Below are 15,054 nucleotides of genomic sequence, written 5' to 3' on the forward strand. Positions count from 1 at the left end.
ACCTGGGTCGCGCCGGGCCTCCTGGGTGAGATTCCGGCGCGGCGGGTAGAGCGTTACCCATGCGCATCGGTGTCCTCGACGTCGGATCGAACTCCGCCCACCTGAAGATCGTGGAACTCCGGCCCGGGCGGCCGCCTCGGCCGGTCCGGTCGGTCAAGCACCCGACGCTGCTCGCCGACGCGATCACCCCGGACGGGCGGATCGGGGCACCGGCCGTCGAGCGCCTGGTCGAGGCGGTCGGCGCGACCGCGCGGGCGGCCGAGGACGAGCACCTCGACGAGCTGATCGCGTTCGCCACCTCGACGGTCCGCGACGCGGCCAACCGGGAGCCGATCCTCGAACGGGTGGCGGCCGAGACCGGGATCCGGCTGGGACACCTGTCCGGCCGGGACGACGCGCGCCTGACCTTCCTGGCCGCCCGCGCCTGGTACGGCTGCTCCGCCGGGCGGATGCTGCTGATGGACATCGGCGGCGGGACCACCGAACTCGCCTACGGCGACGGCGAGGAGCCGGCGCTCGCCCTGTCCCTGCCGCTGGGCGCCGGCCGGCTGACCCGCGCGTACCTGCCGGGCGACCCGCCGTCTCCCCGCGACGTACGGCTGCTGCGGCGGCTCGTGTACGAGCGCCTGGCCGAGGTCGGCGGGCGGATCCGCGGCCTGCCCCCGGCGCGGCGGGTGGTGGCGACGTCCAAGACCTTCAAGCAGCTCGCCCGCCTGACCGGTGCGCCGGGAGGCGCCGCCGGCCCGTACGCGCGCCGGGTGCTGAGCCTTGACCTGCTGCGCGAGCGGATCCCCGAGCTCGCCGCGTACGACGACCGGCGCCGGGCCCGGCTGCCGGGCGTCGCGAAGAGCCGGGTGCACCAGCTCGTCGCGGGAGCGATCCTGGCCGAGGCCCTGATGACGACGCTCGGCTTAGAGGACGCCGAGGTCTGCCCGTGGGCCCTGCGCGAGGGGATCGCGGTCCGCCGCACGCGGACCTCCCCGGCGCTCACGGTCACCGACGAGCTGGGCGGCCTGATCCAGCACTCCTTCGGCCGTCGGCGTCCCCCGCCGGCGTACGCCCGGGAGCGGGCCGGCCGGAACGCCACGGTCGCCGCGGGCCGGTCACGATGAACCGCCGTGGTCGGTGAGGATCTCCCAGACGGCCTTCTCCGCCGGCCCGCGCGTGGCGAGCTCGCCGAGGTCGCGTCCCTTGCCGAGGTCGGCGAGCGCCGGCTCGATCGTGATGCCCTGCTCGTACAGCTCGATGATCCGCGGGTCGATGTAGGAGGCCCGTGCGACGGCGGGGGTGTTGCCGAGGTACTCCGAGACCTCGCGGACCACCCGGACGACCGCACGCTTACGCGCGTTCTCGCTGGTCGCGGCCGGTTTGGAGACGGCGAGTCCCACCGCGGCGAGCACGGTGGCGTGCCAGGTGCGGAAGTCCTTGGCGGTGAAGTCTCCATCGGAGATCTCCCGGAGGTAGTCGTTGATGTCCCCGGCGGTGACGTCGTGCCAGCGCGGACCGCTCCGGTAGGCCAGCAGCTCGTCCCCGCCGCTCCGCCGCCGCTTCAGGCTCCGTACGACGGCCATGACCTGGTCGTCGACGAGGGCCTGCTCGCGCTCCTTGGCGCCCTTGGCGGTGTAGTCGAAGACGATCTCTCCGTGGGAGCACGTCACGTGCTCACGGCGGATCGTCGCCAGGCCGTACGTGCCGTTCTCCGCGGCGTACTCCTCGCCGCCCGGCCGGAAGAAGCCAAGGTCGATCAGGCGTATCGCGGCGGCGAGCACGCGTTCGCGGCTCAGCCCGGACCCGCTCAGGTGGCGCTCCACCCGCTCGCGGACCCGGGGCAGGGCGGCGCCGAACGCCAGCATCCGGTCGTGCTTCTCCCGGTCGCGCTGCTCACGCCACCGGTCGTGGTAACGGTACTGCCGCCGGCCCGCCGCGTCGGTGCCGACGGCCTGGATGTGCCCGTTCTCGTCGGGGCTGATCCACACGTCCTCCCACGCCGGGGGGATCACCAGCGCCTTCACGCGGGCGAGCGTCTCGGGGTCCTTGATCGCGACGGCCTCTCCGTCGAAGTAGCGGAACCCGCGTCCGCACCGCCTCCGGCGGATGCCGGGGCCGCCGAGGTCGCTGCGCGCGAGCTCGACCGTCACGACGTCCTCCTGCGTGTCACTCACCCTCTTCGCGTTACCCGCCTCTCCTCCTGCCTATCACCGCGCCGGCGCGTACCCGTCAGCAGGTGTGAAACGCACAGAGCGGGTAGGCGAATGCGTGACGGCCGACCGCGAAAGGAGCACCTCGATGCCGAGAGCACAGATCAAGGACGAGAAGACCTACCAGAAGCTCCGCGACAAGGGCGAGAGCAAGGAGAAGGCCGCCCGGATCGCCAACGCGTCGGCGGGCAGCTCACGCTCCTCGGTCGGCAAGAAGGGCGGCAAGAGCCCGTCGTACGACGACTGGAGCAAGGACGACCTGGTCAAGCGCGCCCGCGAGATCGGCGTCAAGGGCCGCTCCACGATGACGAAGGCCCAGCTCGTCAAGGCCCTGCGCGACCACTAGGGGGTCGACGGAAGGCGGGCGCGGGTCAGGCCGCCCGTGGCGAAGACCACCGCGCCCGTACCGTCGATCAGGGCCGCCCGTCGCCAGGTCGGCAGGAGCGCCACCGCACCCGCGCACGTCGCCGCGTGGAGCAGGTCCACCGCCGCGCCCGCGCGGGCGAGACCACGTGTCGGACGGGCCAGCTCGACGCCCGCCTGCAGGAGGTGGCGGGTGCCGAGCACCCGCAGGACCCGTGTCTGCGACCGCGTCGCCGGACGGCCCGTGAGCGTACCCAGGACCAGGTCCGGCCTGGTCACGAGCAGCCCGCCCCACGCGAGCCGCGCCGCCGCGAGGCCCCTCATCGGCACCGGCCCCGCAGCAGGCCCAGGCCGGCCAGGCCCAGTGCCGCGCCCGCGGCCGTCGCGAGGGCGACCCGGTGCTGCGCGGCCCACAGCTGGTAGCTGCGCGGATGGGCCCTGTCGTCGAAGCCGCCGTGCGCGCCGTAGTCGTGGCCGTCCTTGCCGTCGGCGGGTTTCCACAGGTTGGCCGGCTGGTGCGGGTCGCGCGGCTGGTCGGTCTGCTGGGAGTCGAAGCCCGTACGGGCGAGGTAGCGGTCCAGCAGGCCCGGGATGACCCGGTTCGCCAGCAGGGTCGCCACGGTGCTCCCGCCGACCCAGTACTCCCGCCGATTCGGATGGTCCGCGGCGTACACCAGCGCCCGCGCGGCCACCTCCGGCTGGTAGATCGGGGGCACCGGCTGGGCGTGGTTCGGCAGCTTCGACTCCACCCAGTCGAACTGCGGGGTGTTGACCGCCGGCATGTGCACGATGGTCGTCCGTACGTTGGTGCCCCGGTGCAGCAGCTCGGTGCGCAGCGACTCGTGGAAGCCCTGGACGGCGTGCTTGGCGCCGCAGTACGCCGACTGGAGCGGGATGCCGCGTTTGGCCAGGGCCGACCCGGTCTGCACGATCGTGCCGTGGTCGCGCGGCAGCATGAGGTCCAGCGCGACCTTCGTACCGTGAACGAAGCCGAGGTAGGTGACCTCGGTGGTCCGCTTGAACTCGGCCGGCTCGATGTCGACGAACTCGGAGAACACCGAGCTGAACGCCACATTCACCCACACGTCGATCGGGCCCAGCACGGCCTCCGCACGCTCGGCGGCGGCGCGTACCTGGTCGAAGTCGGCCATGTCGGTGGGAATGGCCAGCGCCTCACCGCCGGCCGCGCGCACGTCCTCGGCGGCGGCGTTCAGGCCGGTCTCACCCCGTGCCAGCAGAGCGACCTTGTCACCCTGGGCGCCGAACGCACGGGCCGCCGCACGGCCGATCCCACCACTCGCGCCGGTCACCACCACGACCCGCTTGCCGCCCATCGAGCTCCCCCTCGGTCACGTTCCTCTCCGTCCACGGTCACCGCTACCCACCCGCGCCGACGCCATGCCGGTGCCCGGTGTGATCCACTATTGGCATGGGGGGTGCGCTCACGAGCCTGGTCGCGGTGGCCGGCACGCTGCTCGGCTCGGCTCTGACCTATGTCTTCCAGCGACGAACCGCGGGGCGCGCCGAGCGGTTCGCGCGGGACGAGCGGCTGCGGCAGGAGCGTTTGTCGGCGTACAGCGCATTCGCCGAGGCGGTCATGGAGTACCGGCACGAAGAGCTGAAGGTATGGCTGCACCGTCATGGGGAACTCACCCATCCTCTTCCGGAGCGCTTCGAGGTCGAACAAGGGCGTCTCCGCTCGGTGGCGTTGCGAGCGAGATACCGCGTCCAGCTCCTGGCCGATGAACAGGGACTGATCGAACTCGCCGACCAGTCCATCGATGCGGTGGCCGACATTCACCGCGCCAAAGACGCGACCGAGCTGATGGAGCACGGCGAGCGTACAGAGCGACACGTCGAAGGCTTCATCCGAGCGGCGGCCGCCGAGGTGCGTTGAACCACCCACGGCCCGGCGCCGCGCCCGCGCCTGGCATCCTCGAAGCGAGCGGACCGATGACGGCCAGGAAGGGAACGAAGCCGATGAACAGCGCCGAACTGCTGACCGACGCCTTCGAACGCGTTCGCGAGACCGTGCACGAGGTCGTGGACGGCCTGTCCCCGGACCGGCTCGCCGCGCGCCTGACGGAGGACTCCAACTCGATCGCGTGGCTCGTCTGGCACCTGACCCGCGTGCAGGACGACCACATCGCCGACGTGGCGGGCGTCGAGCAGGTGTGGACCGCCGGAGGGTGGGCGGAGCGGTTCGGCCTGCCGCTGCCGCCGTCCGACACCGGGTACGGTCACGACGCGGAGGCCGTAGCGGCGGTCCGCGTCGAGTCCGGCGAACTCCTCACCGGCTACTACGACGCCGTGCACGAGCAGACCCTGCGGTATGTCGCCGGACTGAAGGACGCCGACCTCGACCGCGTCGTGGACGAGGCGTGGGACCCGCCGGTGACGCTGGGCGTACGGCTCGTCAGCGTCATCAACGACGACACCCAGCACGCCGGCCAGGCCGCCTTCCTCCGCGGCATCCTTCCCTGAGGTCTGCGCGGCGGACGACGACGGCGGAATTGTCACCGTCGGCAATTACACGGCGCACGACTCTGGCTACGGCACTACTTTCCGTTATTAGCACCTTCCTTACCGAATAGTTGACATCAAGCCAGAATTCATGCTTTCATCCGCCAGCGCCATTCGCCGTACACCCCCGGCCCCTCAGGATCATTCGTGCCACGGAAATCCGCTCGATGGACGATCGCCGCCCTCGCCGTCCTTCTCGCCGGTGGTGTGTCCGCGCTGCTGACCTTCCCCCGTGACGGGCACCCCTCCGGAGCGCGGGCCGCGCTCTCCGCCCGGGCGACGGCCGTCGACCTGAATGACCCGCGCGAGAAGGACATCGCCATGCAGGTGGTCTCCAGTGCGGAGAACTCCTCGCTCGACTGGCGGGCGCAGTACAAGTACATCGAGGACATCGACGACGGGCGCGGCTACACCGGCGGCGTCATCGGCTTCTGCTCCGGCACCGGCGACATGCTCAAGGTCGTCCAGGCCTACACCGACGCGGAGCCGGGCAACGCCCTCGCCAAGTACCTGCCGGCGCTGCGCGCGGTGAACGGCACCGACTCCCACGAGGGCCTCGACCCGGGATTTCCCGCCGCCTGGCGCAAGGCCGCCGCCGACCCGGCGTTCCAGCGGGCCCAGGACGACGAGCGCGACTCGGCGTACTTCGACCCCGCCGTCCGGCAGGCGAGAAGCGACGGTCTGCGGGCGCTCGGGCAGTTCATCTACTACGACGCCATGGTCATGCACGGGCCGGGAGATGACGCGGACAGCTTCGGCGGAATCCGCGCGGCCGCCCTGGCGAAGGCCGAGCCCCCGGCACAGGGCGGCAGCGAGGTCACCTATCTCAACGCGTTCCTCGACGCGCGGAAAGTCGCGATGAAACGCGAGGAGGCGCACAGCGACACGAGTCGCGTCGACACCGAGCAGCGCGTCTTCCTGAACAACGGAAATCTCGACTTCACCCCGCCGCTCGCCTGGAAGGTGTACGGCGACGGCTACGCCATCGGCGCATAGAACTCCGGCGGGCGAACACGGCTCCCGACCGCGTCCGCCCGCCGGTCCGCCGACCCCGGCTCAGCGAGGGCGCAGGCCATCGAGTACCAGGTCGAGGAGTCGTCGCCAGTCGCCGCTGCCGGTGCGGATGGCCGCGGAGAGCGAGCCGGCGATCATGTAGACGTCCCCGACCGTGCAGTCTTCGCGGAGCGCTCCCGCGGCCTGGTCTTTTTCGATCAGGAGTCGCACGGTCGATTCAAGGTCGGCGCGTACGGTTCCCCGGGGTTCGCTTCCGGGCGTGGCCCGGGACGTTTCGATGGCGATGGACAGTCCCCGGTCGCCCGCCAGGATCTCTCCGACGTGACGTAGGTAGCACGCCAGCGCCGTACCCGGGCTCGCGTTGTCCAGGCATTCGGTGCGGGCGAAGTCCTGGATCTCGGCGAACCGGTGGTCGGCGGCGGCCTCGATGAGCGCGCGCTGAGTCGGGAAGTGCCGGTAGACGGTGCCGATCCCGACGTCGGCGGTCCGCGCGATCTCGGGCATCTGGACCTCGGCGCCGCGTTCGGCGAAGAGCGTACGCGCCGCGTCCAGTATGCGGAGGCGGTTGCGCTCGGCGTCGGCACGCGGTCTACGGCTGGCGGATGGCGGCCTTGACAAGGATGACGCTCCTCTGCGACGCTCCCCGAACCGGAAGCGGATTCCTATTCCATTTATCTACCGAAGAGGATACTACCGATGTCTGAAGATCGTTTCCTTGTGCTCGAGCCCGGCGAGGCGCGACCGGGCCGTGTACCGATGCCCCCCGCGTTCGCGGTCAAGGCGATGACCGAGGACACCGAAGGACGGTTCTCGTTGCTGGAGGTCCGCCTGGAGCGCGACATCCCCCGGCACACCCACCACGTGGCGGACGAGTGCGTCTACGTGCTGGACGGCGACCTCGGGGTCGACTTCGACGACCGGAGTCTCACGGTGAGCAAGGGGTCCTTCGTCCTGCTACCGCACGGGGTGCCGCACGCCCTGCGCCGCGCCTCCGATCCGCCGCCCCGCGTGCTGCAGATCTCCTCACCCGGCGGATGGGAATGCTATTTGGCCGACCTCTTCGAGGCCGGTCCGTCGGTACTCACCGACGGCGCACTGGACCCGGCGAAGATCAACCCGATCGCCGCGAAGTACGACATCCACTACGAGGTACCGCCGAAGCCCTAGCGGCGCTAGGACACCCGAACAAAATGGGCCCGGCCCTTTCGGGCCGGACCCACGTACCGCCGTACCGGGCCGGGAGCGATCAGTGCCCCTCCCCCGGCCGCCGGCCCGGCAGGAGCTGGACGAGCGCGGCCGTGACGAGGCAGCAGGCGATCACCGTCGTGAGGCCGGCGACGAACGCGGCCGAGAAGCGGGTCGTGCCGAGGACGTCGTAGAAGACGACGCCGACGACCGCGACGCCGATCGCGCCGCCGGACTGCAGCGAGGTGGAGACGACACCCGCGGCCGAGGCGGCGTACCGCGGCTCGACCCCGGTCAGCGCGGTCGCGGGCAGCGGCGCCATCACCAGGCCCATGCCGCAGCCCGCGAGGAGCAGCCCGGGGATCAGCCAGCCGATCCCGCCGTCGGTCGCCCCAGCGACGAGGGCCAGCAGGCCGTACCCGAGGGCCATGGTCAGCGCGCCGAGGGCGAGGACCTGACGGCCGAGCCGGGCCGCGACCTGCACCGCCCGCGAGGACGAGACGAAGTAGCCGGCCCCGAGCGCCAGGAAGATCAGGCCCGACTCCAGCGGCGACAGCCCGCGGCCCTGCTGGAGGTACAGCGCGAGGATCAGGAAGAACGAGGCGACGGCCATCTGGCTGAGCAGCGCGATCACGGCGCCCACGCTGAACGCCCGGTGCCGGAACAGGCCGAGGTGGATCAGCGCGCGCTCACCGGCACGCCGCTGGTACACGGCGAAGGCGGCGAGGACGAACGGCGCCGCGCCCAGGCACAGCCAGGTCCACAGCGGCCAGCCCTCCTGGCGTCCCTCGACGAGCGGCAGCACGATCAACACCAGCCCGGCGGTGACGAGAAGGGCGCCCACCACGTCGAGCCGGGCCTTGCCCGCCCGCGACTCCGGCACCAGGCGCATCGCCGCCGGCACCGCCACGAGCCCCACCGGCACGTTGATCAGGAAGACGGTGCGCCAGCCGAGCCCGGCGATGTCCGCCTTGATGAGCAGCCCGCCGATGAGCTGCCCGAACACGCCGCCGAACCCCATCGCCAGCCCGTACGCGTTGAAGGCCCGCGCCCGGCGCTCGCCGGTGTAGACGGTGCCGATGATGCCGAGCACCTGCGGCATGAGCAGCGCCGCCGCCATGCCCTGCGCGACGCGTGCCCCGACGAGGAACCCGGCAGTCGGCGCGAGCCCGCACGCGAGCGAGGCGAGGGTGAACAGGGTCAGCCCGAGCGTGTACATCCGCCGCCGGCCGTACAGGTCACCGAGCCGTCCCCCGGTGATCAGCCCGGCGGCCAATGCGAGCCCGAAGCCGGCGACGACGAACTGGATGGTGGACGGCCCGGCGTGCAGGTCCCGCTGGGTGGCCGGGATCGCGACGTTGACGATGAAGAAGTCGAGCGTGGTGACGAAGGTCCCGGCGAGCAGGACGAGCAGTGTCCCGAGGCCGGGTACGGCGGCGGCCCGCTCCTGGGCCGGTCTTTCGATGATCGCGGTGCTCATGCCGTAAGGTTCGCCGCCGCGGGGTCATCCGGTCGATTACCTCTCAGGTAAGCCGGATGCGTTCCATGAAGCCTGCCATCTCACCGGCGAGGGCCCTCGGACGTCACGGGTCGACATGATCGCGCGGTGAGACCAGCCGATTCTCATACGCGTACACGACGGCATGGACCCGATCGCGCAGGTCCAGCTTGTCCAGCGCGTGACCGAGATGGGTCTTGACGGTGGTCTCGGCGATGCGAAGCGCTCGGGCGATCTCGGTGTTGGTCCGACCTGCGACGACCAGGTCGAAGACCTCGCGTTCACGGGCGGTCAACCGGGCGAGTGCGGCAGGGGGACGAGCGGATGCGGAGGGCCGGGTGGTGAACGCCCCGATGAGGCGCTTGGTGACGGCCGGTGAGACCAGCGCACCGCCTTCGGCGGCGGCGCGTACGCCGAGGAGCAGTTCCTCCGGCGGCGCGTGTTTGAGCAGGAAGCCGCAGGCCCCGGCGCGGAGGGCGTCGTAGACGTACTCGTCCAGGTCGTAGGTGGTGAGGACGACGACCCTGGGCGCACTGGCCGAGGCGCCGGTGACGATCCGGCGGGTCGCCTCCAGGCCGTCCATGACGGGCATCCTCACGTCCATCAGGACGATCTCGGGTGCGAGCTCGTGGGCGAGGGCGATGGCGTCGGCGCCGTTGGCGGCCTCGGCGACGACGGTGATATCGGGTTGCGACGTCAGGAGCGCGACGAGGGCCGCACGGACCATCGCCTGGTCGTCGGCGACCAGCACCTTCAGCGGCCCATCGGGCTTCACGGCCGTCCCCCGCGGTCGTCGTAGGGAAGCGTGGCGGCCACCGCGAACCCGCCGGACGCCGCCCTGGCGTGCAGCCGCCCACCGTAAAGCTCCGCCCGCTCTCGCATGCCCGGCACTCCACGGCCGCCCGTGCCCGGACGCGCCACCGCCGTCCGGATCACGGCGGTGGCGTTCCCCTGCGGAGGGGGTCCGTTCACGACCCGCAGCGCCAGGTGGTCGGTCTGATAGCGGAGGGTCACGAAGGTTCGGGCGCCCGGGGCGTGCTTGAGCACGTTGGTCAGTGATTCCTGCACGATCCGGTAGGCCGACAGCTGCAGGCCCGGACTGAGATCCCGCTCCGGTCCGATGACCGCCAGGTCCGCCGGGGTACCGGCGTCCCGGGCGGCTTTCAGGAGCGAGCCCAGCTCGGCCAGGGAGGGAGCCGGACGCCGGCCCGGGTGGTCCGCGTCGTCGTCTCGGAGCACACCGAGCAGGTGATTGAGTTCGGTGAGCGCTTCGCGGGACAGCCGTTCGACCGTGGCGAGCGTCCCGTCAGGGTCCGAGCCGGTGATCCGGGCCACGCCGGACTGGAGGGTGATCGCCGAGAGCTGGTGCGCGAGAACGTCATGGAGCTCGCGGGCGATCCGGGTGCGTTCGGCCAGGTGGGCGGCCTCCGCGGCGGCAGCGGCCTCGTTACGGCGCGCGGCGGCCGCGTCGCCGGCCAGGAACGCGGCACCGATCAGCGCGAACGGCAGGCCCGCCATCCGATCGTTGTTGAACGTCACCCCGATCACGGCGGCGATGATCAGGCTGAGCCGGCCGAGCCGACCGGCGTGGCGCCCGGCGCCGGTGGAGTAGGCGCCCAGCCCGTACGCGGCCACCAGCACCGCGGCGAACGCCGCGATCTGGTTCTGGTGCAGTGCGTGGCGGGTCAGGAGCACCGCGGCCGCGAGTGCGAACACCAGAACGGGAGAACGCCGGCGCCATGCGAAGGGAACCGACGCGGCCAGCGCCAGGACCAGGTACCCCAGGACGACCGGGGTGGCGGGTACGTGTCCGGCCGGCCGCCACCACCACGGCACGTCCGGAGCCGCCCACGCGAACAGTCCTACCGCCATGAGCAGGTCGACCCGCCGCGCGGTGGCCGGATTGAGCGGCATGATCCGACTGTGGGTTCTCATCAGGTCACCTCGGCGCGGCGGAACAGGGCCAGGGCGGCCACCCCGCACACGGCCAGCGTCGCGGACAGTCCCACCAGGCCGAACAGATGGCCGGGCGTCGCGCCGCCGGAGCCGATGAACCGGGACCAGAAGTTGTCCGGCAGCGCGGTGATCGAACGCTGCCCGGCCGCGAATCCCATCCAGCCCTGCACCCAGGTGGCGGGCGTCCACCGGCCGATGCCGGGCACCGCGGCCGCGACGAGCATCGCGATGTCGATCCCGGCGGAGGTCGCCATCGTGCCGATCGTTCCGCGGGTCACGACGGCGGCGAGCAGGCCGATCCCGGCGAACGCGGCGAGTACCAGCAGCGACCGTCCCGCCTGGGAGCCCGCCCACGTCGCCGCCTGTCCCACCGGCTCGTGCGGATCCGGCAGCCGGTACGCACGGGTGAGGATCGGGCCGGCCACCGTGAGTGCCGCCCAGCACGCGGCGATCACTCCGACGCCGGCCAGCCAGAGGCTGACGAACTTCGCGACCAGCACCCGCCACCGGTGGCCGCACTGGGTGAGCACGTTCTTCAGCGTGCGGCCCGACCATTCCCCGCCGACATGCCCTCCGGCCAGCAGCGCGAGAACCAGCGCCCCCGGCAGGGAGGCCATGAGCCCGGCGGCCTCGGCGCCGGCGGCCACCGGATTCAGCTGCGCGGAGGTGCGCGTCGCGGCCGACAGCATCTGGCGGCGGTTCTCGGCGAGCCGGTCCCCCATCCGTGCCCGTACATCCGCGCAGGCAGGCCCCTCGGGCACGCCCATCGCCGAGCAGGAGACCGGACGCGTCGCCTCCACCGTGTACCGGTGGGCGTTGGCGGCACCGCCGATGGCCAGCAGCACGCAGAACAACATGGCCGCGAGCGTCACCCCCCACAGCAATGGCCGGTTGAGTTTGCGCAGTTCAGCTCGCAGAAGACGCATCGCGTTCCTCCTCGGTGAGGGTCAGCCGCAGGAAAGCCTCTTCAAGCCCAGGGCGCTCGGTCCGGATCTGCCGCGCCCACACTCCACCCCGGCCCAGCGTCTGGTTCACCTCACGCCCGTCCGCACCGTCGACCACGAGCATCCGCTCACCGTCCGTGCGTACCGGCCATGCGGAAAGGAGCGCCTGCGCGGCGTCCTGCTCGGTCTCGTCCACGGCGACACGCACCCTCGGCCGGGTCGCCGCCAGCTCACCGACACGGCCGTGTTCGACGAGCCGACCCCGGCTCATCACGGCGACCTGGTCGCACACCTGCTCCACCTCGCTCAGCAGATGGCTGGACAGGAACACCGTCATGCCGTCGCCGGCCAGGGAGCGCAGCAGGTCACGGAACTCGCGGATGCCGGCCGGGTCCAGGCCGTTGGTCGGCTCGTCCAGAAGCAGCAACGCGGGCTCGCGCATCAACGCCGCCGCCAATCCCAGCCGCTGCCGCATGCCCTGGGAGTACGCCTTGACCTTCCGCCGCGCGACGGCGGTCAGGCCGACCCGCTCCAGCGCGGCGGGGACGCCGTCGGGGTTCGGCAGCGGCGGCCCGTGCAATGCCAGGACCTCGAGGTTGCGCTGGCCGCTCAGCCATGGATGGAACGCGGGCTCCTCGACCATCGCTCCGATCCGGGACAGCCCGGAGGGATCCGGAAGCCGCCGCTCGTTCACCCAGGCTCGCCCGCTGCTCGGTCTGATCAGGCCGAGCAGCATCCGCATCGTCGTCGTCTTGCCCGACCCGTTCGGCCCGAGAAAACCGAACACCTGACCGGATTCGACGACCAGATCCAGGCCGTGGACGGCGACCGTGGATCCGTACCGCTTGGTCAGCCCCTCGCATCGGATGACTCGCATGACGCGAACGTAGGCCGGGGATTCCGCGGTGTCCTCATCCTCCGCGACGAATCCCGTCTCGTCGATTCGACGAGGGGCGGTGCGGCGTCAGGTCAGGAGTCGACCCAGCCGCGGTCGCGGGCCAGCTCCAGCAGGTGCCGGCGCAGCTGGAGTATCTGTTCGCCGGTCAGGCTGGGCACGCGGAGGAGCACTTCGGTGATGTCCTGGGTGAACTCACCGGCCGAGAGCACGTCGCACAGCTCGTCGGCGTCCGGCAGGTCGCCTCGCCGGGACGGCGGGCCGGACTGCCGCACGAGGCGCACGGTCGACGCCTTGAGTCCGCGGTCGCCCTCGGAGATGTCGAACTCCACCCGGGCGCCGACCTTGTACAGGGCCTTGTCCGCCACGAGGTCGTTGGCGTGGACGAAAACGTCCTCCCCGCCACCCTCCGGCGCGATGAAACCGTACCCGCGAACCTCGTCGAACCGCACAATGCTGCCAGCCGCCACCGCACAACCTCGTTATCCGCAAACTCCCCATCAAAGGCGAGGCCATGCTACCTCCGCCCCTGCACCGGCCTAGCCTAGAATGACGTTCTAAAAAACGCTTCCGCGATCAACGGAGGGGCCGATGGGCGGCGAGTTGAAGGTCACGTGCGATCCGGCGGAGGTGGGCCTCGATGCGGGGCGGCTGCGCCGCATCGACTCCCACTTCGCCCCCTACGTCGACGACGGACGGCTGCCCGGCTGGCTGACTCTGGTCAGCCGGCGCGGTGAGATCGCCCACCTGTCGGCGTACGGCGCGCGCGACCTGGCCTCCGGCGCTCCGGTCGAGACCGACACCCTCTTCCGCATCTACTCGATGTCCAAGCCGATCACCTCGGTGGCGGCGATGATGCTGTACGAGGAGGGCACCTTCGAGCTGACCGACCCGATCAGCCGCTTCCTCCCGGCGTTCGCCGACATGCGGGTGTACGAGAAGGGCACGGCCGAGGCGCCCATCACCCGCCCCGCGGCGGAGCCGATCCGTGTCTGGCACCTGCTCAGCCACACGTCCGGGCTCGTGTACGGGTTCCAGCACGTCAGCGTGGTCGACGAGCTGTACCGCGCGGCCGGCTTCGACCGGTCGACGCCGCGCGGCCTCGACCTGGCCGGCGCGGTCGACCGGCTGGCCGAGCTGCCCCTGCTGTTCGAGCCCGGCTCTCAGTGGAACTACTCCATGGCGACCGACGTCCTCGGGCGGCTGGTCGAGGTGGTGTCCGGGCAGCCGCTGGACCGCTTCTTCGCCGAGCGGATCTTCGACCCCTTGGGGATGACCGACACGGCGTTCCACGTCGGCACGGACGACGCCGACCGGATGGCGTCCCTGTACTTCGCCGGCGCCGACGGCCGCGCCAAGCTGCTCGACATGGGCGACACCGCCTTCCGGCCGCCGCGCGCGCTGTCGGGCGGCGGAGGCCTGATCTCCAGCGCGGGCGACTACCACCGGTTCTGCCAGATGCTGCTGCGCGGCGGAGAACTGGACGGCGTACGGCTGCTGGGCCCGCGCACGGTCGCGTACATGACGCGCAACCACCTGCCGGGCGGGGCCGACCTGGAGGAGTACGGCCGTCCGGTGTTCGCCGAGGTCTCCTACGCGGGGATCGGCTTCGGCCTCGGGTTCGCGGTCGTGGAGGACGCGGCGAAGACGAAGTCGCTGACGTCGAAGGGCGAGTACAACTGGGGCGGCGCGGCGAGCACGGCGTTCTGGGTCGACCCGGCCGAGGAGCTGGCGGTCGTCTTCCTGACCCAGCTGCTGCCCTCGAACACCCACCCGATCCGCACCCGGCTGAAACAGCTGGTCTACCAGGCCCTGGTCGACTGAGCCGGCCGGGTCACGCCCGCGCGGCACGCGTCTCGCTGCGGAAGCTCCGGCCCAGCTCGGGGCCGAGGCCGAAGTAGTGACGGAAGTTGTAGATCAGCGGGCTCCAGCGCGCCGGGTCGACGTGCTGGGTGCCCGGCACGACGAGCCGGGGATCGGCGTGGACCCGCAGGACGTGCGCCTCGACGATGAGGAACGCGTCCGTGCTGTCGGGCCGTACGTCGACCGCGCGGGCCTCCAGCTGGATCGGGCACTCGGCGACGCGCGGCGGCCGGACCAGCTCGGCGGGCAGCGGGCTCAGTCCCGCGGTGCCGAACTTGGCCGGCTCGTACCGGAACGTGCCCCGCTTGTGCGGGGGAACGGGATCGTGCCCGGTCAGCGGCGCCAGCCGTTCGACGGCCGCCCAGTGTTCGGGCGCGGGCAGGTTGATCACGACCTCGGGACGCGCGAGCAGGTTGCGACCGGTCTGTCCGTGCGCGCCGAGCCCGAGGACCACCGTCTGCCCGAGCGCCCAGGCCGACGACATGGGCGCGAGGTTGGCCGTGCCGTCCTCGTTCTCGGTGCTGAGCAGCACGACCGGCGTGCCGAAGTACAGGATGCTGGGCGTGATGACCTGGTGTTCCGCCGTGTGGATCTCCATGAGCCGAGACCGTAGCC

Annotated in this window: 18 protein-coding genes; 7 read left to right on the forward strand and 11 right to left on the reverse strand. The window is 71.5% G+C overall.

Annotated elements, in window-relative coordinates; genetic code table 11:
- The first annotated feature begins 59 nt into the window (after positions 1-59).
- Positions 60-1,112 (forward strand): Ppx/GppA phosphatase family protein, encoded by a 1,053-nt coding sequence (locus ACQEV1_RS43280; protein ID WP_285627496.1) that lies wholly within the window; start codon positions 60-62, stop codon positions 1,110-1,112.
- On the opposite strand, the gene ACQEV1_RS43285 is transcribed toward ACQEV1_RS43280, so the two are convergent.
- On the reverse strand, positions 1,104-2,162 hold the full coding sequence (locus ACQEV1_RS43285; protein ID WP_285627493.1) for a DNA topoisomerase IB: 1,059 nt from the start codon (positions 2,160-2,162) through the stop codon (positions 1,104-1,106). The two genes, ACQEV1_RS43280 and ACQEV1_RS43285, sit on opposite strands and share 9 nt — an antisense overlap.
- Before the next feature lie 124 nt (positions 2,163-2,286).
- Here ACQEV1_RS43285 and ACQEV1_RS43290 point away from each other — a divergent pair, with 124 nt between their 5' ends.
- Entirely contained in the window at positions 2,287-2,544 is a 258-nt protein-coding gene (locus ACQEV1_RS43290; protein ID WP_285572956.1) for a DUF7218 family protein, read from the forward strand.
- Here ACQEV1_RS43290 and ACQEV1_RS43295 read toward each other — a convergent pair.
- Together ACQEV1_RS43295 and ACQEV1_RS43300 are read right to left on the reverse strand one after the other, a co-directional pair.
- On the reverse strand, positions 2,541-2,885 hold the full coding sequence (locus ACQEV1_RS43295) for a hypothetical protein (RefSeq protein ID WP_433402674.1): 345 nt from the start codon (positions 2,883-2,885) through the stop codon (positions 2,541-2,543). The genes ACQEV1_RS43290 and ACQEV1_RS43295 overlap by 4 nt on opposite strands.
- Entirely contained in the window at positions 2,882-3,895 is a 1,014-nt protein-coding gene (locus tag ACQEV1_RS43300) for an SDR family oxidoreductase (RefSeq protein WP_433402677.1), read from the reverse strand. The genes ACQEV1_RS43295 and ACQEV1_RS43300 overlap by 4 nt, the downstream gene beginning before the upstream one ends.
- A 125-nt stretch (positions 3,896-4,020) precedes the next feature.
- On the opposite strand from ACQEV1_RS43300, the gene ACQEV1_RS43305 reads away from it, so the two are divergent.
- From ACQEV1_RS43305 to ACQEV1_RS43315, 3 genes are all read left to right on the forward strand, one after another.
- Positions 4,021-4,458: a hypothetical protein gene (locus ACQEV1_RS43305; RefSeq protein WP_433402679.1), complete on the forward strand. Its 438-nt coding sequence runs from the start codon at positions 4,021-4,023 to the stop codon at positions 4,456-4,458.
- Positions 4,459-4,541: 83 nt separating this feature from the next.
- Entirely contained in the window at positions 4,542-5,045 is a 504-nt protein-coding gene (locus ACQEV1_RS43310) for a mycothiol transferase (RefSeq protein ID WP_285627478.1), read from the forward strand.
- Between the two features lie 186 nt (positions 5,046-5,231).
- Positions 5,232-6,080, forward strand: a complete 849-nt coding sequence (locus ACQEV1_RS43315; protein ID WP_433402682.1) for a chitosanase — start codon at positions 5,232-5,234, stop codon at positions 6,078-6,080.
- Positions 6,081-6,140: 60 nt separating this feature from the next.
- Here ACQEV1_RS43315 and ACQEV1_RS43320 read toward each other — a convergent pair whose 3' ends face one another.
- Entirely contained in the window at positions 6,141-6,716 is a 576-nt protein-coding gene (locus ACQEV1_RS43320) for a TetR/AcrR family transcriptional regulator (RefSeq protein WP_433402684.1), read from the reverse strand.
- A 78-nt stretch (positions 6,717-6,794) separates the two neighbouring features.
- On the opposite strand from ACQEV1_RS43320, the gene ACQEV1_RS43325 reads away from it, so the two are divergent.
- The gene (locus ACQEV1_RS43325) at positions 6,795-7,265 is read left to right on the forward strand and encodes a cupin domain-containing protein (protein ID WP_433402687.1); all 471 of its coding nucleotides are present in this window, start codon (positions 6,795-6,797) and stop codon (positions 7,263-7,265) included.
- Positions 7,266-7,344: 79 nt separating this feature from the next.
- Here ACQEV1_RS43325 and ACQEV1_RS43330 read toward each other — a convergent pair whose 3' ends face one another.
- From ACQEV1_RS43330 to ACQEV1_RS43355, 6 genes are all read right to left on the reverse strand, one after another.
- The gene (locus ACQEV1_RS43330; RefSeq protein WP_285627464.1) at positions 7,345-8,763 is read right to left on the reverse strand and encodes an MFS transporter; all 1,419 of its coding nucleotides are present in this window, start codon (positions 8,761-8,763) and stop codon (positions 7,345-7,347) included.
- 103 nt (positions 8,764-8,866) lie between these two features.
- Positions 8,867-9,556 carry a response regulator gene (locus ACQEV1_RS43335; RefSeq protein ID WP_433402691.1) on the reverse strand — a complete coding sequence of 230 codons (690 nt, stop codon included), beginning with the start codon at positions 9,554-9,556 and terminating at the stop codon, positions 8,867-8,869.
- Entirely contained in the window at positions 9,553-10,716 is a 1,164-nt protein-coding gene (locus ACQEV1_RS43340; RefSeq protein ID WP_433402694.1) for a sensor histidine kinase, read from the reverse strand. Before ACQEV1_RS43340 ends, ACQEV1_RS43335 begins: the two co-directional genes overlap by 4 nt.
- Positions 10,716-11,663, reverse strand: a complete 948-nt coding sequence (locus tag ACQEV1_RS43345) for a hypothetical protein (RefSeq protein WP_433402696.1) — start codon at positions 11,661-11,663, stop codon at positions 10,716-10,718. The genes ACQEV1_RS43340 and ACQEV1_RS43345 overlap by 1 nt, the downstream gene beginning before the upstream one ends.
- A complete protein-coding gene (locus ACQEV1_RS43350) occupies positions 11,644-12,558 on the reverse strand; it encodes an ABC transporter ATP-binding protein (RefSeq protein WP_433402698.1) in 915 nt (304 codons plus the stop codon). Before ACQEV1_RS43350 ends, ACQEV1_RS43345 begins: the two co-directional genes overlap by 20 nt.
- A gap of 92 nt (positions 12,559-12,650) precedes the next feature.
- Positions 12,651-13,046 carry a cold-shock protein gene (locus ACQEV1_RS43355; protein WP_285627450.1) on the reverse strand — a complete coding sequence of 132 codons (396 nt, stop codon included), beginning with the start codon at positions 13,044-13,046 and terminating at the stop codon, positions 12,651-12,653.
- A 121-nt stretch (positions 13,047-13,167) separates the two neighbouring features.
- On the opposite strand from ACQEV1_RS43355, the gene ACQEV1_RS43360 reads away from it, so the two are divergent.
- A complete protein-coding gene (locus ACQEV1_RS43360; protein WP_433402702.1) occupies positions 13,168-14,400 on the forward strand; it encodes a serine hydrolase domain-containing protein in 1,233 nt (410 codons plus the stop codon).
- 10 nt (positions 14,401-14,410) lie between these two features.
- Here the strand turns inward: ACQEV1_RS43360 and ACQEV1_RS43365 are convergent, their stop codons facing one another.
- Positions 14,411-15,037 carry a flavin reductase family protein gene (locus ACQEV1_RS43365; protein WP_433402704.1) on the reverse strand — a complete coding sequence of 209 codons (627 nt, stop codon included), beginning with the start codon at positions 15,035-15,037 and terminating at the stop codon, positions 14,411-14,413.
- Between the last annotated feature and the right edge of the window lie 17 nt (positions 15,038-15,054).

The sequence above is a fragment of the Actinoallomurus sp. CA-142502 genome (assembly GCF_050936355.1).
Classification (GTDB): Bacteria; Actinomycetota; Actinomycetes; order Streptosporangiales; family Streptosporangiaceae; genus Actinoallomurus; species Actinoallomurus iriomotensis.